This window comes from Escherichia sp. WS1368 (assembly GCF_046487485.1).
Taxonomy (GTDB): domain Bacteria; phylum Pseudomonadota; class Gammaproteobacteria; order Enterobacterales; family Enterobacteriaceae; genus Escherichia; species Escherichia coli.
In genome coordinates this window covers 1-24078 of the sequence record NZ_JBJQJI010000004.1, presented here as the reverse complement: position 1 = coordinate 24078, position 24078 = coordinate 1, and the positions used below count along the sequence as shown (strand labels likewise).

General features: G+C 50.3%; 24 protein-coding genes. 7 read left to right on the top strand and 17 right to left on the bottom strand.

From position 1 onward, the window contains the following. Window positions 1–33 precede the first annotated feature (33 nt). Window positions 34–1107, bottom strand: coding sequence for an acyltransferase family protein (locus ACJHYD_RS11205; RefSeq protein ID WP_001550959.1), 1074 nt, complete (start codon window positions 1105–1107; stop codon window positions 34–36). A 260-nt stretch (window positions 1108–1367) separates the two neighbouring features. Between ACJHYD_RS11205 and lolC the strand changes: the two genes are divergently transcribed. From lolC to cobB, 5 genes are read left to right on the top strand one after another with little or no spacing between them, the layout of a single operon-like run. Beyond that, a complete protein-coding gene (gene lolC, locus ACJHYD_RS11200; RefSeq protein ID WP_000284714.1) occupies window positions 1368–2567 on the top strand; it encodes a lipoprotein-releasing ABC transporter permease subunit LolC in 1200 nt (399 codons plus the stop codon). Then, a complete protein-coding gene (lolD, locus tag ACJHYD_RS11195) occupies window positions 2560–3261 on the top strand; it encodes a lipoprotein-releasing ABC transporter ATP-binding protein LolD (RefSeq protein WP_001033695.1) in 702 nt (233 codons plus the stop codon). The genes lolC and lolD overlap by 8 nt, the downstream gene beginning before the upstream one ends. Continuing rightward, window positions 3261–4505 (top strand): lipoprotein-releasing ABC transporter permease subunit LolE, encoded by a 1245-nt coding sequence (gene lolE, locus ACJHYD_RS11190; RefSeq protein WP_019842380.1) that lies wholly within the window; start codon window positions 3261–3263, stop codon window positions 4503–4505. The genes lolD and lolE overlap by 1 nt, the downstream gene beginning before the upstream one ends. A 28-nt stretch (window positions 4506–4533) precedes the next feature. Further along, the gene (gene nagK, locus ACJHYD_RS11185; protein ID WP_001550961.1) at window positions 4534–5445 is read left to right on the top strand and encodes an N-acetylglucosamine kinase; all 912 of its coding nucleotides are present in this window, start codon (window positions 4534–4536) and stop codon (window positions 5443–5445) included. A 15-nt stretch (window positions 5446–5460) separates the two neighbouring features. Beyond that, window positions 5461–6282 carry a Sir2 family NAD+-dependent deacetylase gene (cobB, locus tag ACJHYD_RS11180; protein WP_000952736.1) on the top strand — a complete coding sequence of 274 codons (822 nt, stop codon included), beginning with the start codon at window positions 5461–5463 and terminating at the stop codon, window positions 6280–6282. Between the two features lie 137 nt (window positions 6283–6419). Here cobB and ACJHYD_RS11175 read toward each other — a convergent pair whose 3' ends face one another. From ACJHYD_RS11175 to potA, 6 genes are read right to left on the bottom strand one after another with little or no spacing between them, the layout of a single operon-like run. Then, entirely contained in the window at window positions 6420–7205 is a 786-nt protein-coding gene (locus ACJHYD_RS11175) for a TPM domain-containing protein (protein WP_001550962.1), read from the bottom strand. After that, window positions 7202–7663, bottom strand: a complete 462-nt coding sequence (locus ACJHYD_RS11170) for a DUF3592 domain-containing protein (protein WP_001550963.1) — start codon at window positions 7661–7663, stop codon at window positions 7202–7204. Before ACJHYD_RS11170 ends, ACJHYD_RS11175 begins: the two co-directional genes overlap by 4 nt. A 57-nt stretch (window positions 7664–7720) precedes the next feature. Continuing rightward, on the bottom strand, window positions 7721–8767 hold the full coding sequence (gene potD, locus ACJHYD_RS11165; protein ID WP_000759309.1) for a spermidine/putrescine ABC transporter substrate-binding protein PotD: 1047 nt from the start codon (window positions 8765–8767) through the stop codon (window positions 7721–7723). Next, entirely contained in the window at window positions 8764–9558 is a 795-nt protein-coding gene (potC, locus tag ACJHYD_RS11160; protein ID WP_000580316.1) for a spermidine/putrescine ABC transporter permease PotC, read from the bottom strand. Before potC ends, potD begins: the two co-directional genes overlap by 4 nt. Next, on the bottom strand, window positions 9555–10412 hold the full coding sequence (gene potB / locus ACJHYD_RS11155) for a spermidine/putrescine ABC transporter permease PotB (protein WP_000799401.1): 858 nt from the start codon (window positions 10410–10412) through the stop codon (window positions 9555–9557). The genes potC and potB overlap by 4 nt, the downstream gene beginning before the upstream one ends. Then, window positions 10396–11532, bottom strand: coding sequence for a spermidine/putrescine ABC transporter ATP-binding protein PotA (gene potA, locus ACJHYD_RS11150; protein ID WP_000531594.1), 1137 nt, complete (start codon window positions 11530–11532; stop codon window positions 10396–10398). Before potA ends, potB begins: the two co-directional genes overlap by 17 nt. Window positions 11533–11781: 249 nt before the next feature. On the opposite strand from potA, the gene pepT reads away from it, so the two are divergent. Continuing rightward, window positions 11782–13008 (top strand): peptidase T, encoded by a 1227-nt coding sequence (gene pepT / locus ACJHYD_RS11145; protein ID WP_000359446.1) that lies wholly within the window; start codon window positions 11782–11784, stop codon window positions 13006–13008. A gap of 48 nt (window positions 13009–13056) precedes the next feature. Here pepT and roxA read toward each other — a convergent pair whose 3' ends face one another. The 10 genes from roxA to ACJHYD_RS11095 form a co-directional block, all read right to left on the bottom strand. Further along, window positions 13057–14178, bottom strand: a complete 1122-nt coding sequence (gene roxA / locus ACJHYD_RS11140; RefSeq protein WP_001295435.1) for a [50S ribosomal protein L16]-arginine 3-hydroxylase — start codon at window positions 14176–14178, stop codon at window positions 13057–13059. A gap of 75 nt (window positions 14179–14253) precedes the next feature. After that, entirely contained in the window at window positions 14254–15714 is a 1461-nt protein-coding gene (gene phoQ, locus ACJHYD_RS11135) for a two-component system sensor histidine kinase PhoQ (protein WP_000735412.1), read from the bottom strand. Beyond that, window positions 15714–16385 (bottom strand): two-component system response regulator PhoP, encoded by a 672-nt coding sequence (gene phoP, locus ACJHYD_RS11130; RefSeq protein ID WP_001265481.1) that lies wholly within the window; start codon window positions 16383–16385, stop codon window positions 15714–15716. Before phoP ends, phoQ begins: the two co-directional genes overlap by 1 nt. 168 nt (window positions 16386–16553) lie before the next feature. Continuing rightward, entirely contained in the window at window positions 16554–17924 is a 1371-nt protein-coding gene (purB, locus tag ACJHYD_RS11125; protein ID WP_000423742.1) for an adenylosuccinate lyase, read from the bottom strand. 3 nt (window positions 17925–17927) lie between these two features. Next, window positions 17928–18569 (bottom strand): high frequency lysogenization protein HflD, encoded by a 642-nt coding sequence (gene hflD / locus ACJHYD_RS11120; RefSeq protein ID WP_001297479.1) that lies wholly within the window; start codon window positions 18567–18569, stop codon window positions 17928–17930. A 35-nt stretch (window positions 18570–18604) separates the two neighbouring features. After that, window positions 18605–19711, bottom strand: a complete 1107-nt coding sequence (mnmA, locus tag ACJHYD_RS11115) for a tRNA 2-thiouridine(34) synthase MnmA (RefSeq protein ID WP_001295972.1) — start codon at window positions 19709–19711, stop codon at window positions 18605–18607. Between the two features lie 53 nt (window positions 19712–19764). Next, complete coding sequence (gene nudJ, locus ACJHYD_RS11110) at window positions 19765–20226, bottom strand: phosphatase NudJ (RefSeq protein ID WP_000476103.1); 462 nt, start codon at window positions 20224–20226, stop codon at window positions 19765–19767. 9 nt (window positions 20227–20235) lie between these two features. Then, entirely contained in the window at window positions 20236–20874 is a 639-nt protein-coding gene (rluE, locus tag ACJHYD_RS11105; protein WP_000873387.1) for a 23S rRNA pseudouridine(2457) synthase RluE, read from the bottom strand. 332 nt (window positions 20875–21206) lie between these two features. Further along, complete coding sequence (locus tag ACJHYD_RS11100; protein WP_000246191.1) at window positions 21207–21542, bottom strand: DUF1493 family protein; 336 nt, start codon at window positions 21540–21542, stop codon at window positions 21207–21209. Beyond that, on the bottom strand, window positions 21542–21991 hold the full coding sequence (locus tag ACJHYD_RS11095; protein ID WP_000381622.1) for an STM2901 family protein: 450 nt from the start codon (window positions 21989–21991) through the stop codon (window positions 21542–21544). Before ACJHYD_RS11095 ends, ACJHYD_RS11100 begins: the two co-directional genes overlap by 1 nt. A gap of 581 nt (window positions 21992–22572) precedes the next feature. Here ACJHYD_RS11095 and icd point away from each other — a divergent pair. Then, the gene (gene icd, locus ACJHYD_RS11090; RefSeq protein WP_001522898.1) at window positions 22573–23823 is read left to right on the top strand and encodes an NADP-dependent isocitrate dehydrogenase; all 1251 of its coding nucleotides are present in this window, start codon (window positions 22573–22575) and stop codon (window positions 23821–23823) included. The last annotated feature ends 255 nt before the right edge of the window (window positions 23824–24078 follow it).

Sequence of the window (24078 nt, the reverse complement as noted above, 5' to 3'; positions counted from 1 at the left end):
AGCAAATTGAATCGCCCCGGCTGGGGCGATGGCTTAGCGGGAGTAACTGACGGCAGCGGGCAGTGAAGGCGGGGAGAACAACAGATCGCTGAATGCACGCTGTGAAAGTTTTCTTACCAGCAAGCCCGCAACAGTACAGATGAACAAACTGACAAAGGGGTAAACCATCAGGAGTGTCAGTTCGACTTGCGGCGACCAGCGTGCCGCGTTCATTGGCGCAAGCAGAGTTAAGCTGAATATCTCTACCAGAATGCGATGGGTGGTGTAGATAGCAATGGTGTTGGTGCCAATCACATTCAGCAGGCTGGTGGAGCGCATACCGAAACGTTGCTCGTATTGATAAAACAGCTTCATGATCACCACAATCGATACCAGCGACAACAGCAGCGAGATAGTAAACAACCAGGCACCGACCGCCAGAACGGTCAGCAAAGAAGCCATCAGCAGATGGCGGCGCAACGGCACCTCTTTAACGTAGGTCATTAATGTTGCGCCAAACCATGCGCCAAGGCTGTAATAAGGCAAATTGCGGATCACACTGTTCATTCCCCACCACGGCGTGGGAACGAAATTAACCGCCACACTCAGCAGTACAAACAAGGCGAATAGTGGCAGCGCCAGACGGCTAAAAATTTTACATACCACGAAATAGACAATTAACGCATACAGATACCACAAGCTGGTGCTGGCGGTGATCATCCCGTGCAGGAACTCACCGGTGGAATCGGCATAAGCGGCATTGGAGGCATTGCTTAAATCGCGCTCAGGTGCCAGCCACTGGTTCAGCGCACTTAACGCCAGCCACTGCACCACGCCCCAAAGCGCCAGCACCCAGAAGATGTTCCAGATCCGTTTATCGAGACAATTTCCCCACGGTACGCTGTCGATATAGCGGCGAATCAAATAGCCGGATATAAAGAAAAAAACCGGCATACGAAAGGGTGCAAGGTAAAGATTGAAATAGATCCAGCATTTGCTCAGGACTTCCGATAACGGATGCTGAAAAGTGCTCAGATGCGGATAAAAGGTAATCACCGAGTGATAAATCACTACCAGACAAATACATAATCCTTTGATCTGGTTAATCCATAGCTCTTTTTGTTTCATCAGGACAACACGCTCTTTTTATTTAACATGCTGTTGATCCTGAGGGGCCAGTCGCGTGGTGTAATGCGTATCTGTCTGTATTTGGTTATTTTTCAGATAAAGATCAGGCCACAAGGCCAATGAGAAAATGAGGCCCTTTAGTCGATTGATTTGCTGCTACTTTTCAGATTAGCCCTGACGATCACTTACAGTTCAGACGTTTACCCATCCCGCTTTCGCTTATATACTCGTGTCTTTGCTACAGCAACCAGACGGATTTCATGTACCAACCTGTCGCTCTATTTATTGGCCTGCGTTACATGCGTGGGCGTGCAGCGGATCGCTTCGGTCGTTTCGTCTCCTGGCTTTCTACCATCGGCATTACCCTCGGGGTGATGGCGCTGGTCACAGTATTGTCAGTGATGAACGGTTTTGAGCGCGAGCTGCAAAACAACATCCTTGGCCTGATGCCACAGGCAATTCTCTCTTCTGAGCATGGCTCTCTTAACCCGCAGCAACTCCCGGAAACGGCAGTCAAACTGGACGGCGTTAATCGCGTCGCACCTATTACTACCGGTGATGTGGTACTGCAAAGCGCGCGCAGCGTGGCGGTCGGGGTGATGCTGGGTATCGATCCGGCGCAAAAAGATCCACTAACGCCGTATCTGGTCAATGTGAAACAAACTGACCTCGAGCCGGGGAAATATAATGTCATCCTCGGTGAACAGCTTGCCTCACAGTTGGGCGTCAATCGCGGTGATCAAATCCGCGTGATGGTGCCATCTGCCAGCCAGTTCACGCCGATGGGGCGTATTCCAAGCCAGCGTCTGTTCAATGTGATTGGCACTTTCGCTGCCAACAGTGAAGTCGATGGCTATGAAATGCTGGTGAATATTGAGGATGCCTCGCGTCTGATGCGTTATCCGGCAGGCAATATTACCGGCTGGCGATTGTGGCTGGATGAGCCGCTGAAAGTCGACTCATTAAGTCAACAAAAACTGCCTGAAGGCAGCAAATGGCAGGACTGGCGTGACCGTAAAGGCGAGCTGTTCCAGGCCGTACGCATGGAAAAAAATATGATGGGCTTGCTGCTGAGCCTGATTGTCGCCGTTGCGGCGTTTAACATTATTACCTCGCTGGGGTTAATGGTGATGGAGAAGCAGGGCGAAGTGGCCATTCTTCAGACTCAGGGGCTGACTCCGCGGCAAATCATGATGGTCTTTATGGTGCAAGGGGCCAGCGCCGGGATTATCGGTGCAATCCTCGGAGCGGCGCTTGGCGCACTGCTTGCCAGCCAGTTAAATAATCTGATGCCGATAATCGGCGTCCTGCTTGATGGCGCGGCGCTGCCGGTCGCTATCGAACCTTTACAGGTCATTGTTATTGCGCTGGTGGCGATGGCTATCGCGCTGCTGTCTACGCTTTACCCTTCATGGCGCGCTGCCGCCACACAACCCGCTGAGGCTTTACGTTATGAATAAGATCCTGTTGCAATGCGACAACCTGTGCAAACGCTATCAGGAAGGCAGTGTGCAAACTGATGTACTGCACAATGTCAGTTTCAGCGTCGGCGAAGGTGAAATGATGGCGATCGTCGGTAGCTCTGGTTCCGGTAAAAGCACCTTGCTGCACCTGCTGGGCGGGCTGGATACGCCAACCTCCGGCGATGTGATCTTTAACGGTCAGCCGATGAGCAAACTGTCGTCAGCGGCGAAAGCAGAACTGCGCAACCAGAAGCTGGGCTTTATTTATCAGTTTCACCACCTGCTGCCGGATTTTACTGCCCTGGAAAACGTGGCTATGCCACTGCTGATTGGCAAGAAAAAGCCCGCCGAAATCAACAGCCGTGCGCTGGAGATGTTAAAAGCGGTGGGGCTGGAGCATCGTGCGAATCACCGCCCATCTGAACTTTCTGGTGGCGAACGCCAGCGTGTGGCGATTGCCCGTGCGCTGGTCAATAACCCGCGTCTGGTACTGGCGGATGAACCTACCGGTAACCTTGATGCGCGTAACGCCGACAGCATCTTCCAGTTACTTGGGGAGTTGAATCGTTTGCAGGGCACCGCCTTCCTGGTGGTTACTCACGACCTGCAACTGGCGAAACGTATGAGCCGCCAACTGGAGATGCGTGATGGTCGTCTGACGGCGGAACTGAGCCTGATGGGGGCGGAGTAATGGCGATGCCTTTATCGTTATTAATTGGCCTGCGTTTTAGTCGCGGACGGCGGCGCGGCGGCATGGTGTCGCTGATCTCCGTCATTTCTACCATTGGCATTGCCCTCGGCGTGGCGGTATTGATCGTCGGCTTAAGCGCGATGAACGGCTTTGAACGCGAACTGAATAACCGCATTCTGGCGGTGGTGCCGCATGGTGAAATCGAAGCGGTGGATCAGCCGTGGACTAACTGGCAGGAAGCACTGGATAAAGTGCAGAAAGTGCCGGGTATTGCCGCCGCTGCGCCGTATATCAATTTCACCGGGCTGGTAGAAAGTGGCGCGAATCTTCGCGCAATCCAGGTAAAGGGCGTTAACCCGCAACAGGAACAGCGTCTGAGCGCATTACCCTCGTTTGTTCAGGGGGATGCCTGGCGCAATTTTAAAGCGGGCGAACAGCAAATTATCATCGGCAAAGGCGTGGCGGATGCGCTGAAAGTGAAGCAGGGCGATTGGGTGTCGATTATGATCCCCAACTCGAATCCCGAGCATAAACTGATGCAGCCAAAACGTGTGCGTTTGCACATTGCCGGTATTTTGCAGTTGAGTGGTCAACTCGATCACAGTTTTGCCATGATCCCGCTGGCAGATGCCCAACAATATCTTGATATGGGTTCCAGCGTGTCAGGTATTGCCCTTAAAATGACGGATGTTTTCAACGCCAATAAGCTGGTACGCGATGCGGGTGAAGTGACCAACAGCTATGTTTATATTAAAAGTTGGATTGGTACTTACGGCTATATGTATCGCGATATCCAGATGATCCGCGCCATTATGTATCTGGCGATGGTACTGGTGATTGGCGTGGCCTGTTTCAACATCGTCTCCACCTTAGTGATGGCGGTGAAAGACAAGAGTGGCGATATCGCAGTATTAAGAACGCTGGGGGCGAAAGATGGTTTAATTCGCGCCATCTTTGTCTGGTATGGATTGCTGGCAGGGCTATTCGGTAGCCTGTGTGGTGTGATTATCGGCGTAGTTGTTTCACTGCAACTTACCCCGATTATTGAGTGGATTGAAAAGTTGATCGGTCATCAGTTCCTCTCCAGCGATATCTATTTTATTGACTTCCTGCCATCGGAATTGCACTGGCTGGACGTCTTCTACGTACTGGTCACAGCATTGTTGCTGAGTCTTTTGGCAAGTTGGTATCCGGCGCGGCGCGCCAGTAATATTGACCCTGCGCGAGTCCTTAGCGGCCAGTAAAGGCAGTACATTAAAACAAGGAGCGGCAATGTATTACGGGTTTGATATTGGTGGAACGAAAATTGCGCTTGGCGTGTTTGATAGCGTTCGGCAGTTGCAGTGGGAAAAGCGGGTGCCGACACCGCGTGACAGCTATGACGCATTTTTAGATGCAGTGTGCGAGCTGGTGGCTGAAGCCGATAAGCGTTTTGGCTGTAAAGGTTCTGTCGGCATCGGTATTCCGGGAATGCCGGAAACAGAAGATGGTACGCTGTATGCTGCCAATGTCCCCGCTGCTAGCGGTAAACCGCTGCGTGCCGACCTGAGCGCACGTCTTGATCGCGATGTCCGCCTTGATAACGATGCCAACTGTTTTGCCCTTTCAGAAGCCTGGGATGATGAATTTACTCAATATCCACTGGTGATGGGGTTGATTCTCGGCACCGGCGTTGGCGGCGGGCTGATTTTCAACGGTAAACCAATTACCGGTAAAAGCTATATTACCGGCGAGTTTGGCCATATGCGTCTGCCGGTTGATGCGTTAACCATGATGGGGCTGGATTTCCCGTTACGCCGCTGCGGCTGTGGTCAGCATGGCTGCATTGAAAATTATCTGTCTGGTCGCGGTTTTGCGTGGCTGTATCAACACTATTATCATCAACCGTTGCAGGCTCCCGAAATTATTGCGCTTTATGATCAAGGTGATGAGCAGGCAAGGGCGCACGTTGAGCGTTATCTGGATTTATTAGCGGTTTGTCTGGGAAATATCCTGACCATTGTTGACCCTGACCTGGTCGTCATTGGTGGTGGCTTATCGAATTTCCCGGCAATCACAACGCAACTGGCGGACAGGCTGCCTCGTCATCTCTTACCTGTAGCTCGTGTTCCGCGCATTGAACGCGCGCGCCACGGTGATGCGGGAGGAATGCGTGGTGCGGCCTTCCTACATCTAACCGATTAAACAACAGAGGTTGCTATGCTGTCGCGTCGGGGTCATCGGTTAAGTCGTTTTCGTAAAAATAAACGCCGTCTGCGCGAGCGTTTGCGTCAGCGTATTTTTTTCAGAGATAAAGTGGTGCCGGAAGCAATGGAAAAACCAAGAGTACTCGTACTGACAGGGGCAGGTATTTCTGCGGAATCAGGTATTCGTACCTTTCGCGCCGCAGATGGCCTGTGGGAAGAACATCGGGTTGAAGATGTGGCAACGCCGGAAGGTTTCGATCGCGATCCTGAACTGGTGCAAGCGTTTTATAACGCCCGTCGTCGACAGCTACAGCAGCCAGAAATTCAGCCTAACGCCGCGCATCTTGCGCTGGCTAAACTGCAAGATGCCCTCGGCGATCGCTTTTTGCTGGTGACGCAGAATATCGACAACCTTCATGAGCGTGCCGGTAACACCAATGTTATTCATATGCATGGGGAACTGCTGAAAGTTCGTTGTTCACAAAGTGGTCAGGTTCTCGACTGGACCGGAGACGTTACGCCAGAAGATAAATGCCATTGTTGCCAGTTCCCGGCACCCTTGCGCCCGCACGTCGTTTGGTTTGGCGAAATGCCACTCGGCATGGATGAAATTTATATGGCGTTGTCAATGGCCGATATTTTCATTGCCATTGGTACATCAGGGCATGTTTATCCGGCGGCTGGGTTTGTTCACGAAGCGAAACTGCATGGCGCACACACCGTGGAACTGAATCTTGAACCAAGCCAGGTCGGTAATGAATTTGCCGAGAAATATTACGGCCCGGCAAGCCAGGTGGTGCCAGAGTTTGTTGAAAAGTTGCTGAAGGGCTTATAAAGCAGGAAGCATTGCCTGATGCGCTACGCTTATCAGGCCTACAAGGGGACGCAATTAATTGAATTTGCGGGTTTTGTGGGCCAGATAAGGCGTTCGCGCCGCATCCGGCATAATAAACGCACACTTTACTGCCTCTTTTACCGTTTACTCGTCAATAACAACGCGGCAATAAACGTACAGACACCAATCAGCCCTGCCCAGAGCGGCGATATTCTGGTAATCGCCAAGCTATTATCGATGTACAAACATAAAGCCTGATAACCCATATTGGCAATAGTCATCGCCACTGCAAACTTTAATGCATAATTAAGGCGCGTCGTGTAGTAAAAAAATGCAGTAAAGACGATGAATGCAACTGCCCAGGCAAAAAGACCTAATATCGTGGTACTGCCGGGAGGATCATTCTCCTGCTGTTGTCCGGGATGCGGATAATATGTCAGTGGCGGCGTCGGTTGTTTTAATATCTGTGCTTGTAAAACAGCCAATGCATTATTGATTCCCTGATACCAGAGGTCCGCATGTAAATAAGCCTGAGTGTGATTTTCTACCAGAAGGCCGAGATGTTTATCGTCCAGACCGCTTTCAACCTGGCCGTTGGTTATCATAATTAACCGTGGCTCGCGGGTGGTAAAAAGTAACAGGACGCTGCCTTTTACATCACTCAATGAAGATGACGCATGCGCCAGCATCGCTTTGCCATTTTGCCTGAAGCTTGCTTCATTAACGCCAGGTACAACCACGATAAACGGCGCAATCCCGGTTTGTTGGCGAAAAAGCTCGGCTTTATGCGCGATCTCTTCAGCATCCGGTACAGTACCTGTAACATCTGTAAAAAGAGTCTTCATTATTGGAATCAATGGATTACTGGTTGCCGTCAGAGGCAGGAGTATCAGTAAACTGAGCAATATTATGATTTTTTTCATGGGCGGGACTTCCGTTTCCTGCGTGTCTTTTTAGAGGAGGGCATACTGATTAATAAACCGACGGAGATAAAAATAACGCCCATAATGCCGATAAACCCCCATTTAAAAAAATTAACCCACGGGTTATTTATCTCAGCCTTTTCAGGATGTCCTGGAGAATAATAAACATTAACTTTATCGCCTTCGCTGTCTTCATAAAAATCGCTGCCAATACTCGAATTGAAAATTAGCGTGTAATCAGGCGTCGGTCGAAAGGCAACGACGGGATACCACGAACCATTTTTACCCGTGCGATGAGAATGACTGGAGTGCCAGACGGTATCAACAATGACGCCTTCAGTATGAATCGCATCTTTGCTATAGGTGAACTGGTTATAAAAGACAACAACAGAAATGAGGATTAGTACCAGACCGATACCGAGGAATATATGAAAGAAAACTCTACTGTCCTGACTCATTAGCCACATCCTTGCTAAATAAAAAACGGGCGGTAATACCACCGCCCGCTTGCTGAATTAACGTCCTGCTTTCAGCTTCTGATAATACTCTTCATAAATGCTGCTGGCTGCGCCAACGTCATTCTGCCATTCACCATTTTTAATGGTTTCAGCATCCGGGTAGAGCGTTTTATCGTTCGCCACTTCCGGACTTAACAGCTTACGCGCCGCAAGGTTTGGCGTTGGATAACCGATAGTTTCTGCAACCTGTTTTGCCACATCTGGGCGCAGCAGGAAGTTGATCAATTTCAGCGCGCCTTCTTTGTTTTTGGCATTTGCCGGGATCGCCAAGCTGTCCATCCAGAAAATGCCGCCTTCTTTCGGCCACACCACATCAATTGGCGTACCCGCCTGGCGTGCAACGAAAGCAGAACCGTTCCAGATCATGCCGAGGTTAACTTCGCCTTCCATGTACGGGTTAGCGGGGTTATCGGAGTTAAACGCCGCGACGTTTGGCATCAGTTTTTTCAACTCGTTATATGCAGCTTCAATCTCTTTCGGATCGGTAGTGTTACCGGAGTAGCCCAGTTTGCGCAGCGCCATCTGGAACACTTCACGGGCATCGTCGGTCAGCAGCAGGCTGCCTTTGTACTCAGGCTTCCACAGATCGGCCCAGCTGGTAACGGATTTCGGATCTACCGCATCACCGTTAACGCCAATCGCCGTCGCCCCCCAGATATACGGAATGGAGTAGTCGTTATTCGGGTCAAACGGCTTGTTGAGCATGTCTGGATCGAGGTTGCTGAAGTTGCTTAACTTCGACTTGTCGATCTTCTGGATCATCCCTTCTTTACGCATTTTATCGACGTAATAGGTTGAAGGAACCACCAGGTCATAGGCACCGTCTTTGTACGTTTTCAGCTTCGCGTACATGGTTTCGTTCGACTCGTAAGTCGAATAGATAACCTTAATACCGGTTTCTTTGGTGAACTGTTCAAGCAGTCCTGGCGGCACGTACTCGGTCCAGTTGTAGAAATACAGCGTGTTGTTGTCATCGGCGTGAGCGGCGCTCATGCCCAGTGCCAGAGCACCCGCCGCGAGCAGGTGGCGTGACCATTTTTTCATTTAACGTCCCCTGTGTTACCTTTCGTTTTATCACGAGCAATAAGCTGGCTGGCAATTACCATCACCAGCGACAGCACCAGTAATATGGTTGCCAGCGCGTTAACTTCCGGCGATACGCCGACTTTAACCATCGAATAAATTTTTAACGGCAGAATTTCATAACTTGGTCCGGTGACGAACGAAGAAACCACCACATCGTCCATCGACAGGGTAAAGCTTAACACCCAGCCCGCCGCCACCGCTGGCATTGCCAGTGGCAGAATGATTTTTCGCAGAATGGTAAATTCGCTGGCACCGAGATCTTTCGCCGCTTCCAGCATTCGCACGTCAAAACCTTTCAGGCGCGAGTACACCGTCACCACCACAAATGGCAGGCAGAAGGTGATATGCGAGAACAGCAGCGACCAGAAGCCAAGCTGAATACCCAGCAGCATAAACAGCACCAGCAGCGAAATCGCCATCACGATATCTGGTGACATCATCACCACAAACAGCATTCCGCTAACGAACGGCTTACCACGAAAGCGATAACGGTACAGCGCAACTGCCGTCAGTGAACCGATAAGCGTAGCAAACGTCGCCGAAAACACCGCCATTGTTAGTGAATGCTGCGCTGCCTGTAACAGGCTGTCGTTGTTCATCAGCAGGCTATACCATTTGGTGGTAAAACCCTGCCAGTTGATGCCAAAGCGCGAGCTGTTAAAGGAGTTCACAATCAAAATAATGATTGGGATATACAGGTACGCGTAGATAGCGGTCATAAAACCGCCGCGAAGCAGTCGACCGATCATTCGAGTTCCACCTTTTTGTTCAGCAGACGAGAAGCGCGCCAGTAAACCAGCAACATCAGGCCCATTACGATAGTCAGCGTAATGCTGGTGGCTGCACCAAACGGCCAGTCACGAATATTGAGGAACTGAACCTTGATGACGTTACCGATCAGCAGGTTTTTCGCACCGCCCATCAGGTCGGACACATAGAACAGGCCCATCGCTGGCAGCATCACCAGCAGACATCCGGCAATAATTCCCGGCATCGTCAGTGGGATAATGATGCGGATAAAGGTCTGCAACTTGCTGGCACCGAGATCGCGCGCCGCCTCAAGCAACGGCTTATCCAGTTTTTCGATACTGGAGTACAGCGGCATCACCATAAACGGTAGCAGAATGTAAACCAGACCGATAATCACCGCACTGGGCGTGAACATGATGCGAATTGGTGTATCAATAACGCCCAGCCAGAGCAAAAACTCGTTGAGATAGCCTTTGGTGCTGAGGAAAATTTTCAGCCCGTAGATACGAATCAATGAGTTGGTCCAGAACGGAACAATCAGCAGAAACAGCAGCAGCGGACGCACCTTGTGTGGCAGCTTCGCCAGAAACCAGGCAAAAGGATAGCCCAGCACCAGGCAGGCGAGGGTGGCGATCAGCGCCATATTCAGCGAGTGCAATAGCACTTCAAAATAGAGCGGATCGAGCAGACGCGTGTAGTTATCCAGCGTAAAGACCATTTTGACGAAACTGGCGTCGTCGCGGGTCAAAAAGCTGGTGCCAATGATCATCAGGTTGGGCAGAAAGACAAACAACACAAGCCAACCGACAATAGTGACAATCACTACATTCTGGAACTTACTTGTGTTCTTCATCAGCCAGTACGACCTCCCAGCTTTCTACCCAATTAATGGCCATTTTTTGGTCGAGAGAGTGGTCAAAGTCAGGATCGTCTTCATTGAAGAATTCGCTGACCATCACCATCTTGCCATTTTCCAGTTCAACAACCGACTCCAGCGTCATGCCTTTGTAGTTACGCTCGCGAACGTAACCAATCAGCCCTTCAGCGTGGTTGTCGTCGTTAATCTCTTCAACACGTAAGTCTTCCGGGCGCAGCAGAACATGCAGTTTTTGCCCCGGTTCAACGGCGAAGTTAACGTAGATATTACATTCGCGGCCTTCAACGTTGGCGCGTACGCGCTGCTCGTCGAGACGTTCGATGACAGTGGCGTTAAACATATTGATTTCGCCAATAAACCCAGCAACAAACAGGTTTTTCGGCTCTTCATAGATTTCACGCGGCGTGCCGTCTTGCTCAATGCGACCATCGCGCATCACCACAATCCTGTCCGACATGGTGAGTGCTTCTTCCTGGTCGTGAGTCACGAAGACGAATGTAATGCCAAGCTTACGCTGTAACGCTTTCAGCTCGTTCTGCATTTGCTTGCGCAGTTTGTAATCCAGTGCTGAGAGCGACTCATCCAGCAACAACAGACGAGGCTTGTTAACCACCGCGCGGGCAATGGCGACGCGTTGCTGTTGACCACCAGAGAGCTGATGCGGTTTGCGTTGAGCGAAGGTTTCCAGCTGCACCATCCGCAGGGCTTCCATCACGCGGGGCGTAATTTCAGCAGCGGGGGTTTTTTGCATGCGCAACCCAAAGGCCACATTTTCGAACACGGTCATGTGGGGGAAAAGTGCGTAGCTTTGGAAAACAGTATTCACATAGCGGTTTTCCGCCGGAACGTGGGTGATGTCCTCGTTATCCAGCATGATGCGTCCGGAATCAACAGTTTCCAGACCTGCAATCAGGCGAAGAACGGTTGTTTTACCGCAGCCAGAAGGGCCAAGCAGCGTGAGGAACTCGCCATTGTTGATAGTCAGATCCAGCTGGGGAATGACCTCTTTACCATCAAAGCATTTGCGAATTCCCGCCAATTGCACCAGCGGTGAAAGCGAACTCGGTTGTTTATTCAATTTTTTACTCTGTCCCATGTAAACGCAACGGATGGCTTACCGATGCGGGGTTTGTGGTTAACCACCTTGGTGACTCTTAATGAGGGCGGTAATTCTACGGCAAACCGCTTGAATCGCCAATCTTTGTTGTGAATTACTGGCTTAGCTTTATATTCATTAAGGTAATGCTGATAAATATTCCCGCTTGCAGGGGTAAAAGTGACCTGACGCAATATTTGTCTTTTCTTGCTTCTTAATAATGTTGTCACAAAAAGTGAGGGTGACTACATGGATAAACTACTTGAGCGATTTTTGAACTACGTGTCTCTGGATACCCAATCAAAAGCAGGGGTGAGACAGGTTCCCAGCACGGAAGGCCAATGGAAGTTATTGCATCTGCTGAAAGAGCAGCTCGAAGAGATGGGGCTTATCAATGTGACCTTAAGTGAGAAGGGCACTTTGATGGCGACGTTACCGGCTAACGTCCCTGGCGATATCCCGGCGATTGGCTTTATTTCTCATGTGGATACCTCACCGGATTGCAGCGGCAAAAATGTGAATCCGCAAATTGTTGAAAACTATCGCGGTGGCGATATTGCGCTGGGTATCGGCGATGAAGTTTTATCACCGGTTATGTTCCCGGTGCTGCATCAGCTACTGGGTCAGACGCTGATTACCACCGATGGTAAAACCTTGTTAGGTGCCGATGACAAAGCAGGTATTGCAGAAATCATGACCGCGCTGGCGGTATTGCAACAGAAAAACATTCCGCATGGTGATATTCGCGTCGCCTTTACCCCGGATGAAGAAGTGGGCAAAGGGGCGAAACATTTTGATGTTGACGCCTTCGATGCCCGCTGGGCTTACACCGTTGATGGTGGTGGCGTAGGCGAACTGGAGTTTGAAAACTTCAACGCCGCGTCGGTCAATATCAAAATTGTAGGCAATAACGTTCACCCAGGCACAGCGAAAGGTGTAATGGTGAATGCGCTGTCGCTGGCGGCACGTATTCATGCGGAAGTTCCGGCGGATGAAAGCCCGGAAATGACAGAAGGCTATGAAGGTTTCTATCACCTGGCGAGCATGAAAGGCACCGTTGAACGGGCCGATATGCACTACATCATCCGTGATTTCGACCGTAAACAGTTTGAAGCGCGTAAACGTAAAATGATGGAGATCGCCAAAAAAGTGGGCAAAGGGTTACATCCTGATTGCTACATTGAATTGGTGATTGAAGACAGTTACTACAATATGCGCGAGAAAGTGGTTGAGCATCCGCATATTCTCGATATCGCCCAGCAGGCGATGCGTGACTGCGATATTGAACCGGAACTGAAACCGATCCGCGGCGGTACCGACGGCGCGCAGTTGTCGTTTATGGGATTACCGTGCCCGAACCTGTTCACTGGCGGTTACAACTATCATGGTAAGCATGAGTTTGTGACTCTGGAAGGTATGGAAAAAGCGGTGCAGGTGATCGTCCGTATTGCCGAGTTGACGGCGCAACGGAAGTAAGCGAAAAGGGATGCGGCATGTGATGCCGCATCCAGCTTAACTTCAAACTTACCCTTCGAAGAACCAATACCCGCTATTGACCAGCGCTGCGAGCATCGCGAGGAATGACGGATCTTCCAGTGCATCACCAAAATTCTCCGCGGTCAGCGCAATGTTGCTGGCGAGCGCATCCAGTGCCGGACGGTGCGGGGAATCGATCTTCTCACCATTGGCATACACGTCGTCGCCAATGCGCAATACGCGCAGACCACCCAGGCGCACCAGCACATCACCTTGTTTTAGCGCATCGTAGATTTCATCCGGCTGATAAGGCGGCTCTGGCGGCGCGATATCCAGTTCATGACGTGACTGGGATATAAACTCGCCAAACCATTGCTTAAAGTGTTCCGGCTGGTTGATCAATTCGAGCATCATCTCACGCAGTTTATCCATCTCTTGCGGCAGAACGTCCGCAGGATGAGCGCGAGGTGGAACATCCGGATCGCTGTAGTAGTTGCCGCCCAGTTCACGTTGCAGCACATAATCGGCAAATCCGCTAATTAATTCCCGCGTATTTGGCGCGCGAAAACCCACGGAATAGTTCATCGCATTTTCCAGCGCGTAGCCTTCATGCGGGAATCCTGGCGGAATATAAAGGATATCGCCAGGCTCCAGCTCTTCATCGATGATGGCTTCGAACGGATCGACCTGTAACAGATCCGGATGTGGGCAGTGCTGTTTCATTTGCAGCTTTTCGCCCACTCGCCAGCGACGACGTCCGGTACCCTGAATGATAAACACGTCGTACTGATCGAGATGCGGGCCGACGCCGCCGCCAGGTACAGAAAAAGAGATCATCAGATCATCAATACGCCAGTCCGGTAGTTCACGGAACGGTCGCATCAGCGCGGCGGTCGGCTCATGCCAGTGGTTCACTGCCTGCACTAACAATGACCAGTTAGTTTCACCGAGATGATCGTAGCTTTCGAACGGGCCGTGGCTGACCTGCCATTTGCCATCCTGGTGACTGACCAGTCGACTGTCGACTTCGCTTTCCATCGCCAAACCCGCCAACTCGTCTGGAGAGATCGGGTCAATAAAATTATTAAAGCCGCGTTTTAACACCACCGGACGTTTCTGCCAGTGACGTTCAAGAAAATCGGGCCAGTTAAGAGTGAGTTGGTATTCCATGTTAAGCATCCACAGGCTGGTATCTGCAACCGATTATAACGGATGCTTAACGTAATGCGTGAAGTATGGACATATTTATTCATCTTTCGGCGCAGAATGCTGGCGACCAAAAATCACCTCCATCCGCGCACCGCCCAGCATGCTCTCTCCGGCGACGATTTTACCCTCATATTGCTCGGTGATTTCGCGGGCTACCGCCAGCCCTACACCTTGCCCAGGGCGTAAAGTATCAACCCGTTGACCACGGTCGAAAATGACCTCTCGCTTGCTTAATGGAATACCGGGGCCATCATCCTCGACCACAATATAGAGATGCTCGTCTGTTTGCCTTGCAGATATTTCGACAAACTCGAGGCAATATTTACAGGCATTATCCAGCACGTTGCCCATCACCTCGACAAAATCGTTCTGCTCACCGACAAAGCTGATCTCTGGCGAAATATCGAGAGAGATATTGACCCCTTTGCGTTGATACACTTTGTTCAGCGCCGAGGTGAGATTGTCCAGCAGTGGGGCGACCGGATGCAGCTCGCGGCTGAGCAATGTCCCACCGCGCATACTGGCACGATGCAGGTAGTAGCCAATTTGCTGTGAAATGCGGCTGATTTGCTCCAGCATTACCGGTTCAGCATCACTGACGCTCATCTTCTCACTACGCAGAGAACGCAGCGTACTTTGCAGCACCGCCAGTGGCGTTTTCAGACTATGGGTCAGGTCGGTGAGCGTCGTACGATATTTGTCGTAACGTTCGCGTTCACTTTTTAACAATCGGTTCAGGTTTCGTACCAGACTGGTCAGTTCTCGCGTTGTGGCTGGATTGAGCAATTCGCGGTTATGTTCTTCCAGTTCGCGGACTTCTTTTGCCAGGGCTTCGATGGGGCGTAAACTCCACCAGGCGGCGACCCACAGCAGCGGGATCACTAACAGCAGATTGGCTGAGAGCACATAGATAAACCAGCTCCAGACCATATAGGAACTTTTTAGCTCCACCGGAATGGTATCCACCACCACAATGGTCAACTTTGGCATCCGCGATGTTGCCGGGTAGACGTTTACCGCCACCGAGTGGGTCATCTCCGCGTCGTCATCATCTTCCCGCACTTCCTGCAACTGTTGCTGTATCGAATGATCTCCACTCAGCAAGAGGCTGGTATCGTTAACATCCGCTTCAATTTCATGAAAACCATTCGATTTCAGCCAGTCAGGCTGGATCATCTTCATCAGCCAGGGCACGTCACGTTGCGCCCATAAAAGCTGCCCGTTCTCATCATAAATTAGCGTCATGGTGGGGCTTTGCTTGTCGATATTTTCGGGTAACTCGACATGCAACTTATTGTTTTCCCACTTCGCAAGGGTATAGAACAGATTGCTCTCGCCACGTAACAGCCGAAACGTGGTTTTATCGAAACTGACGCTATAACCGATCAGCGCAACCATTCCGTAGGCAAGCGAAAGCACCAATACTACTGCTGCCGTTGCTAACAGAAAACGTACCCGCAGCGAGAGCGGGAAAAAAAGACGCAGTAATTTTTTCATCAGCGCAATTCGAACAGATAGCCCTGGCCGCGAACGGTGGTAATCACTTCTTGCGGATATTGTGCCTGTATTTTTTTGCGCAGACGTCCCATCAGTACATCTATGGTATGACTTTCCCGCAGCTCCGCATCCGGGTAGAGTTGTAGCATTAACGAATCTTTGCTGACCACTTTGCCATTATTGCGTATCAACGTTTCCATAATGGTGTATTCGAACGCGGTCAGTTTGATCACTTCGTCATTAATAGATAATTCACGGCGAGAGAGATCAACCTGAAACGGGGGTAGCGAAATGACCTGTGAAGCCAGACCGCTATTACGCCGCATTAATGCCTGCATTCGCGCCATCACCTCTTCAATATGAAATGGTTTAGTCACGTAATCATCAGCGCCAGCACTTAATACTTCGACTTTGTCCTGCCAGCTTTCACGGGCGGTTAATACCAGAATCGGCAGTGAAACATCATTGCTACGCCAGCGGCGAATCAGTGACAGACCGTCCTCGTCTGGCAATCCCAGATCGACAATCGCAATATCCGGTAAATGTTCATTGAGATAATAATCGGCTTCTTTGGCATCTTCTGCGTCATCGACCTGATGACCAGCATCCTGAATCTGAACTTTAAGGTGGTGACGTAACAACGCATTGTCTTCAACAACCAGTACGCGCATTTTTATTTCTCCCTGTCTTAATTATTAAAATAGTGTAACGCGATTATGTGGTTATGGGGGTAAACATTAAATAAACCAGCGGGGAGGGGAGGTAAAGTGAAAAAAGAAAAAGTGGATAATCTTAATAAGCAGGCCGGACAGCATCGCCATCCGGCACTGTTTTGAGGCTTATTTCAGCTCATCAACCATGGTGATGGCGCGACCAATGTAGTTAGCCGGCGTCATTGCTTTCAGGCGGGCTTTCTCTTCTTCTGGCAACGCCAGACCGTCGATAAACTGCTTCATGCCTTCGGCGTCAACGCGCTTACCGCGAGTCAGCTCTTTCAGCTTCTCGTACGGTTTTTCGATGCCATAGCGACGCATAACTGTCTGAATTGGCTCAGCCAGCACTTCCCAGTTGTGATCCAGTTCATCCAGCAGATGGTCACGGTTCACTTCCAGTTTGCTCACGCCTTTCAAGGTGGATTGATACGCAATCAGCGCATAACCGATACCCACGCCGAGGTTACGCAGCACGGTGGAGTCGGTCAGGTCACGCTGCCAGCGGGAAACTGGCAGTTTGCTTGCCAGGTGCTGCAACACCGCGTTGGAAAGGCCCAGGTTCCCTTCGGAGTTTTCGAAGTCGATCGGGTTAACTTTATGCGGCATGGTGGAAGAACCAATCTCACCAGCAATAGTTTTCTGTTTGAAGTGGTTAAGGGCGATATAACCCCAGACGTCACGATCAAAGTCGATCAGAATGGTGTTGAAGCGCGCAACGCAATCAAACAGCTCGGCGATGTAGTCGTGCGGTTCGATCTGGGTAGTGTACGGGTTCCACTGAATACCCAGCGAGGTGACGAACTCTTCGCTGAACTGATGCCAGTCAACTTCCGGGTAAGCGGCGATGTGGGCGTTATAGTTACCGACCGCGCCGTTGATTTTGCCGAGAATTTCCACCTGATTAAGCTGGCGGTACTGGCGCTCCATACGGTAGGCGACGTTTGCCATCTCTTTACCGATGGTTGACGGCGTGGCTGGCTGACCGTGGGTACGAGACAGCAGCGGGATATCACGATACTGAACGGCGAGATCTTTAATGCCGTCAATCAGTTGACGCCAGTACGGCAGGATCACTTCATCACGCGCGGTTTTCAGCATTAATGCGTGGGAGAGGTTATTGATATCTTCCGAAGTACAGGCAAAGTGGATGAATTCAGAAACCGCGTGCAGTTCCGGGATCTCCGCCACTTTTTCTTTCAGGAAATACTCAACCGCTTTAACGTCGTGGTTAGTGGTACGCTCGATGGTTTTGATGCGTGCGGCATCTTCTTCGCTGAAACTGGCGACAATTGCATCAAGGTAACCGATTGCGTCGGCAGCAAAAGCAGGAACTTCCTTGATCGCTGCGTGCGCGGCCAGTTTTTGCAGCCAACGTACTTCAACTTGTACACGGAATTTCAGCAAACCATATTCGCTGAAAATCCCGCGCAGCGCGCTGACTTTATCGCCGTAGCGTCCATCGACAGGGGAAACGGCGGTCAGTGAGGATAATTCCATAGATCACAACTCCGGGGTTAAATGAGCAAGAATTTGTTTTGCCTGAGTGGTCAGGCGATTACGAGAAAACATCAGTTGCAGACGTCCGCCGCCAACCTGGTGCCAGAGCACGGCGGCGCGAATGCCTGCCAGCAGGGTTGCGCGAACTTTCGCCTGCACTTGTGGGCTTTGCAGTACAGCAGGGGAACCGGTTACCTGAATGCGCGGGCCAAGCGGGCTAATCACATCAACATAGATAGCAGCCATCGCGCTCATCAGCGTTTCGGACTGTAAATCGAAGTGTTCGAGCTGGCGTTGCAGGCCGTTGATCCGGTTGCCCAGAGTGTCGAGCGCACCTTTCGCTGAGGAGAGTTTGCGCTCAAGCACCATCAGGCTGAGTGTGTAGCGGGTTAACTCAGCGTTTAAGCCCTGGCGACTGCTGGCATTGAGCACGCCGAGCAAGGTTTCCAGCCCGACGCGCAGGTTGGCTTCGCTGCCGCCAAAAACCGCCAGCGTCGAGCTGGGGTTCATATCAATAATACTGTTGAGTGAGACGTGTAGCGCATCGGCATCACAATGCCCCTGGTGAGCGAGTTGTTGCACCAGGCGTGCCGACTGACAAATACCGGCTAGGGCGAGGGTGATGTCATAGTAATTCTTTGCCACGTTCACTGCTTCCTTGTTTTAAGTAAAGATAATAATCAGACCGGCAGCGGCAGACGCTGCTCAATAATACCGCCACCGAGGCACACTTCACCGTTATAGAAAACGGCAGACTGGCCCGGCGTCACGGCGGCAACCGGCTCATCGAAAATCACTTCAATGCGATCATCGTCCAGCGCCTTGACGGTGCACGGGATGTCGGTCTGGCGATAGCGGGTTTTTACTGTGCAACGCATAGTACCGGTGAACGGCTCGCGATCGACCCAGTGCAGCTGCTGGGCAATCAGACCGACAGACATCAGACGCGGGTGTTCATGGCCCTGCGCAACAATCAGAATGTTGTTTTCGACGTCTTTATCGACCACATACCACGGTTCTTCGGTGCCGTCTTTGGTGCCACCGATACCCAGACCTTTACGCTGACCGAGGGTGTGATACATCAGCCCCTGGTGCTCACCAATTTCATCGCCATCGACGGTAATGATTTTGCCCGGTTGCGCCGGGAGATAACGGCCCAGGAACTCGCGGAATTTACGCTCGCCAATGAAGCAAATGCCGGTAGAGTCTTTTTTCTTCGCGGTGACCAGACCGAGATCTTCAGCAATCTTACGCACCTGCGGTTTTTCCAGTTCGCCGACCGGGAACAGGCTTTGCGCAATCTGCTCATGGCTGAGCGTATAAAGGAAGTAGCTCTGGTCTTTATTGCTGTCCAGACCACGCAGCAGGCGGCTCTTGCCATCGACATCTGCCCGACGTACGTAATGACCGGTAGCGATATAATCGGCACCTAAATCTTCAGCGGCAAATTCGAGGAAGGCTTTAAATTTGATCTCTTTGTTGCACAGAATATCCGGATTCGGCGTGCGACCGGCTTTATATTCGGCAAGGAACAGTTCGAAGACGTTGTCCCAGTACTCGGCAGCAAAGTTAACGGTGTGCAGTTCAATGCCGAGCTTGTCGCAGACAGCCTGGGCATCAGCCAGATCCGCTGCCGCTGTGCAATATTCCTCACCGTCGTCTTCTTCCCAGTTCTTCATAAACAGGCCTTCGACCTGATATCCCTGTTGTTGCAACAGCCAGGCAGAAACGGAGGAATCGACACCGCCGGACATGCCGACGATTACTTTTTTTGCGGTTTCAGACATTGGATCACTCACGACATTGAACTTCAAGGCGGCGTATTCTATCACGCAGCCTTTTAGATGACACCCTTTGTAAAAGGCCAGTTAAAATCGCCAATCATCTCTAGCGGATAGCGTTGCCTGCTTTGATAACAACGAATACTTTCCGCCACCAGCGGCGAACGCAGATTTGACGCCTGTAAAATTTCTTCGGCGCTAACCCAACGGCAGCAGTCGATATCGCTGTCATGAGGCTGGGTCGGGCATATTTGCTCAAGCTCAATAGCAAACAGGAAACGCAAAAACGGCGTTTTATCTGGCGCAATCCACTGATGCATACGAATAAAGTGTTGCGGCTGCGCGCTGATGCCGGTTTCTTCCCACAGCTCACGGGCGGCGGCTTCCACTAAGGTTTCATTGGCTTCCAGATGCCCGGCAGGTTGGTTCCATAACGCTTTACCATTAATCGTCTCTTCAACGACTAAAAATTTGCCTTCTGCGTGCACCACGCAAGCAACGGTAACGTGCGGTTTAAACATTTTGCGTCCTTAATCTGTCGCTTCTCGCCATTCGCCGTTGGCAAGATTATCCAAAGAGTAATCACCCATCGCATAGCGAATCAGTCGCAGCGTGGGGAAACCAACATGGGCGGTCATGCGGCGCACCTGGCGATTACGTCCTTCATATAAGGTGATCTTCAGCCAGCTGGTGGGAATACTTTTGCGTTCACGAATTGGTGGATTCCGCGGCCATAACCACGCGGGTTCGTCAACCAGCTCTACGCCTGCGGGCAGGGTAGGGCCATCATTTAAGGTTACGCCATTGCGCAAGGCTTCAAGTGCGTCTTGTGTGGGAATACCTTCCACCTGCACATAATAGATTTTTCCGGTGCGTTTACCCGGCTGGGTTAAACGCGCCTGCAACGCGCCGTTATTGGTCAGCACCAGTAACCCTTCGCTATCGCGGTCAAGACGACCTGCTGCATAAACGCCCTGAACCGGGATGAATTCTTTTAATGTTTTGCGTCCGGCTTCATCGGTGAACTGCGGAAGAACATCGTAGGGTTTATTGAACAGGATCACGCGCGTGGGCTGGTTTTCAGGTTTACGCTTAGTGGAGTGTTGCGAGTTTAGTCGACTAACCTGTTTTTTTCTAAAAGAAGATTTAGAATCGCTAAAGTATTTCATGGTAAATTCCAAATAGAGCTATACGCAGAGGGTAGCACAGTGTCGGATTGCATTGGACTTTTAAGGTACTCGTTAGAGGTTCAGGGTTCAGGCTCTTCAGCGCGGTTTCATCAATACCTGGGTTAGTGAGCAGCGGTTGTGTGGCTGCATGGTGATAAATATGGCCCAATGAACACATTTTACATTGATGAATTGAATAAATACTGGTATGAAAAATAGTGTTTCTGTATTACTGATGGGTGACAGCACTTCACTGTTCAAGTTCAGGATGATGCTTTACCACTACCATCATCAGCAGTAATAAGAGGGGCATCGCAGCCTTCTTTTTTATTCTACTGATACAGCCATTTTCCCGCTTCTGCTGATTCTGCAAACATCCGTACAGTTAACGGTAAACGTGTTGTTTCTACCTCTTCCCGCTTGAGCTTGAACCATCGTTGAAGCAATGGTGCAGACTCCCATGGAAGGTACAAAGACCAGTCCAGATTATCCAGGTTAATCCCAAACCTCTCTTTGTATTTCCGTATAGCGTCCTCTAAATCATCTCGTGGATAGTCGAACAAATCAGAGTCCAGTTCTAACGGAATTTCCTTCCCGTGGTCATCCTGATAACCTGGAATCTCATCACGGAACAGTGCTAAAACTTCGTCTGTGATTGTTGTCGCCATTAGAAGGAAGTCCACTTAATACGGTCTTGAGGTTTGGCAATCAGATTGTATTTTTCCTGGGTACGAGTCGAAACCCTGTAAAGACTCATCGACAGTGAAGCCCAACCAATCCACGGGACCCAACGAGCGATAATTGCAGCAAGCTTATTAGATTTCTGCATCCTTACACCCACTGGTGTATGAACAGAAATACCAAAAGGCATGCGTGCATCTCTCATCAGTATACGCGCATACTTTGAGACAACACTTGTTCCCAGGGTTGCCCCTTGCGGCTTCGCTCTTGTACCCAGCCACGGTTGACCAGATAAGATTGCTGCACCTGATACCGAATCAATCCCCAATTCCTTACAGAATTCTTCAAGGAATATGACGTTGAGTAGTTCTATTTTGGACAGGTTCGGGTGTCCTCTGTAGAAATATGTTCCATTGCGTTCTTCGGTAGTATCCATTTGTCAACACTCCATTGTTATATAGTGTTTCTGTTACTTGAAGTTGATTTCTTCGGTTGCAGCAGATGCAGAACCAGTAAAGGCAACGAGTTTCACAGCTATCAGTGCAAAGCGTTTCATGTGAACCTCAAAAAGGGGGGATGCCATAATTTACTCGTTGCTTGTCGCTTCAACCATGACTTTTGATAATTTTCCCAATAGTGCTCAAAGTGAGATAGTCGCTGAGTCGAGTAATGTCAAATTTTGACCAAATAGCATCCTGTTAGTTATCTCTGGTGGTTTTTTTTATTGCTTAAAAACTGGTGTAACTTATTGATATTTAATGCCTTATTTGAAGGTCTGAAAAATACTGTCTTTGGTCTAAAAGAAGTTTTTTGCATGGTATTTTCAGAGATTATGAATTGCCGCATTATAGCCTAATAACGCGCATCTTTCATGACGGCAAACAATAGGGTAGTATTGACAAGCCAATTACAAATCATTAACAAAAAATTGCTCTAATGCATCCGTATCGCAGGACGCAAACGCATATGCAACGTGGTGGCAGACGAGCAAACCAGTAGCGCTCGAAGGAGAGGTGAATGGAAAGTAAAGTAGTTGTTCCGGCACAAGGCAAGAAGATCACCCTGCAAAACGGCAAACTCAACGTTCCTGAAAATCCGATTATCCCTTACATTGAAGGTGATGGAATCGGTGTAGATGTAACCCCAGCCATGCTGAAAGTGGTCGACGCTGCAGTCGAGAAAGCCTATAAAGGCGAGCGTAAAATCTCCTGGATGGAAATTTACACCGGTGAAAAATCCACACAGGTTTATGGTCAGGATGTCTGGCTGCCTGCTGAAACCCTTGATCTGATTCGTGAATATCGCGTTGCCATTAAAGGCCCTCTGACCACTCCGGTTGGTGGCGGTATTCGTTCTCTGAACGTTGCCCTGCGCCAGGAACTGGATCTCTACATCTGCCTGCGTCCGGTACGTTACTATCAGGGCACCCCAAGCCCGGTTAAACATCCTGAACTGACCGATATGGTTATCTTCCGTGAAAACTCGGAAGACATTTATGCGGGTATCGAATGGAAAGCTGACTCTGCCGACGCCGAGAAAGTGATTAAATTCCTGCGTGAAGAGATGGGCGTGAAGAAAATTCGCTTCCCGGAACATTGCGGTATCGGTATTAAGCCGTGTTCGGAAGAAGGCACCAAACGTCTGGTTCGTGCAGCGATCGAATACGCAATTGCTAACGATCGTGACTCTGTGACCCTGGTGCACAAAGGCAACATCATGAAGTTCACCGAAGGCGCGTTTAAAGACTGGGGCTACCAGCTGGCGCGTGAAGAGTTTGGCGGTGAACTGATCGACGGCGGCCCGTGGATGAAAGTTAAAAACCCGAATACCGGCAAAGAGATCGTCATTAAAGACGTGATTGCTGACGCATTCCTGCAACAGATCCTGCTGCGTCCGGCTGAATATGATGTTATCGCCTGTATGAACCTGAACGGTGACTACATTTCTGACGCTCTGGCTGCACAGGTCGGCGGTATCGGTATCGCCCCAGGCGCAAACATCGGTGACGAATGCGCCCTGTTTGAAGCCACCCACGGTACTGCGCCGAAATATGCCGGTCAGGACAAAGTAAACCCAGGCTCTATTATTCTCTCCGCTGAGATGATGCTGCGCCATATGGGCTGGACTGAAGCCGCAGACCTGATTGTTAAAGGTATGGAAGGCGCAATCAACGCCAAGACTGTAACCTATGACTTCGAGCGTCTGATGGATGGCGCTAAACTGCTGAAATGTTCAGAGTTTGGTGATGCGATCATCAAGAACATGTAATCTCTACATGTGTTAAATATTGAAACGGGCGTGTTATACGCCCGTTGTTTTTGTGCACAGAAAACCCCCAGCTAGGCTGGGGGTTCCGGAAAGCTTTCAGCTTTAAGCCAGTTATTAAAACCCCTTTTGATTTGTTAAAACACCTTGCGGTCTGGCAACTGCAAGTGTCAAACAAGAAATCAAAAGGGGGTCCCAATGGGGAACGAAAAGAGCTTAGCGCACACCCGATGGAACTGTAAATATCACATAGTTTTT

What these genes read in the sequence shown, in the direction of transcription:
- potD (WP_000759309.1), bottom strand. Translation starts at nt 8,767, where the DNA reads ATGAAAAAATGGTCACGCCACCTGCTCGCGGCGGGTGCTCTGGCACTG.
- rluE (WP_000873387.1), bottom strand. Translation starts at nt 20,874, where the DNA reads ATGAAATACTTTAGCGATTCTAAATCTTCTTTTAGAAAAAAACAGGTT.
- nudJ (WP_000476103.1), bottom strand. Translation starts at nt 20,226, where the DNA reads ATGTTTAAACCGCACGTTACCGTTGCTTGCGTGGTGCACGCAGAAGGC.
- pepT (WP_000359446.1), top strand. Translation starts at nt 11,782, where the DNA reads ATGGATAAACTACTTGAGCGATTTTTGAACTACGTGTCTCTGGATACC.
- lolC (WP_000284714.1), top strand. Translation starts at nt 1,368, where the DNA reads ATGTACCAACCTGTCGCTCTATTTATTGGCCTGCGTTACATGCGTGGG.
- purB (WP_000423742.1), bottom strand. Translation starts at nt 17,924, where the DNA reads ATGGAATTATCCTCACTGACCGCCGTTTCCCCTGTCGATGGACGCTAC.
- nagK (WP_001550961.1), top strand. Translation starts at nt 4,534, where the DNA reads ATGTATTACGGGTTTGATATTGGTGGAACGAAAATTGCGCTTGGCGTG.
- potA (WP_000531594.1), bottom strand. Translation starts at nt 11,532, where the DNA reads ATGGGACAGAGTAAAAAATTGAATAAACAACCGAGTTCGCTTTCACCG.
- roxA (WP_001295435.1), bottom strand. Translation starts at nt 14,178, where the DNA reads ATGGAATACCAACTCACTCTTAACTGGCCCGATTTTCTTGAACGTCAC.
- icd (WP_001522898.1), top strand. Translation starts at nt 22,573, where the DNA reads ATGGAAAGTAAAGTAGTTGTTCCGGCACAAGGCAAGAAGATCACCCTG.
- lolD (WP_001033695.1), top strand. Translation starts at nt 2,560, where the DNA reads ATGAATAAGATCCTGTTGCAATGCGACAACCTGTGCAAACGCTATCAG.
- cobB (WP_000952736.1), top strand. Translation starts at nt 5,461, where the DNA reads ATGCTGTCGCGTCGGGGTCATCGGTTAAGTCGTTTTCGTAAAAATAAA.
- ACJHYD_RS11170 (WP_001550963.1), bottom strand. Translation starts at nt 7,663, where the DNA reads ATGAGTCAGGACAGTAGAGTTTTCTTTCATATATTCCTCGGTATCGGT.
- phoP (WP_001265481.1), bottom strand. Translation starts at nt 16,385, where the DNA reads ATGCGCGTACTGGTTGTTGAAGACAATGCGTTGTTACGTCACCACCTT.
- mnmA (WP_001295972.1), bottom strand. Translation starts at nt 19,711, where the DNA reads ATGTCTGAAACCGCAAAAAAAGTAATCGTCGGCATGTCCGGCGGTGTC.
- ACJHYD_RS11100 (WP_000246191.1), bottom strand. Translation starts at nt 21,542, where the DNA reads ATGGCGACAACAATCACAGACGAAGTTTTAGCACTGTTCCGTGATGAG.
- lolE (WP_019842380.1), top strand. Translation starts at nt 3,261, where the DNA reads ATGGCGATGCCTTTATCGTTATTAATTGGCCTGCGTTTTAGTCGCGGA.
- potB (WP_000799401.1), bottom strand. Translation starts at nt 10,412, where the DNA reads ATGAAGAACACAAGTAAGTTCCAGAATGTAGTGATTGTCACTATTGTC.
- phoQ (WP_000735412.1), bottom strand. Translation starts at nt 15,714, where the DNA reads ATGAAAAAATTACTGCGTCTTTTTTTCCCGCTCTCGCTGCGGGTACGT.
- ACJHYD_RS11205 (WP_001550959.1), bottom strand. Translation starts at nt 1,107, where the DNA reads ATGAAACAAAAAGAGCTATGGATTAACCAGATCAAAGGATTATGTATT.
- potC (WP_000580316.1), bottom strand. Translation starts at nt 9,558, where the DNA reads ATGATCGGTCGACTGCTTCGCGGCGGTTTTATGACCGCTATCTACGCG.
- ACJHYD_RS11175 (WP_001550962.1), bottom strand. Translation starts at nt 7,205, where the DNA reads ATGAAAAAAATCATAATATTGCTCAGTTTACTGATACTCCTGCCTCTG.
- ACJHYD_RS11095 (WP_000381622.1), bottom strand. Translation starts at nt 21,991, where the DNA reads ATGGATACTACCGAAGAACGCAATGGAACATATTTCTACAGAGGACAC.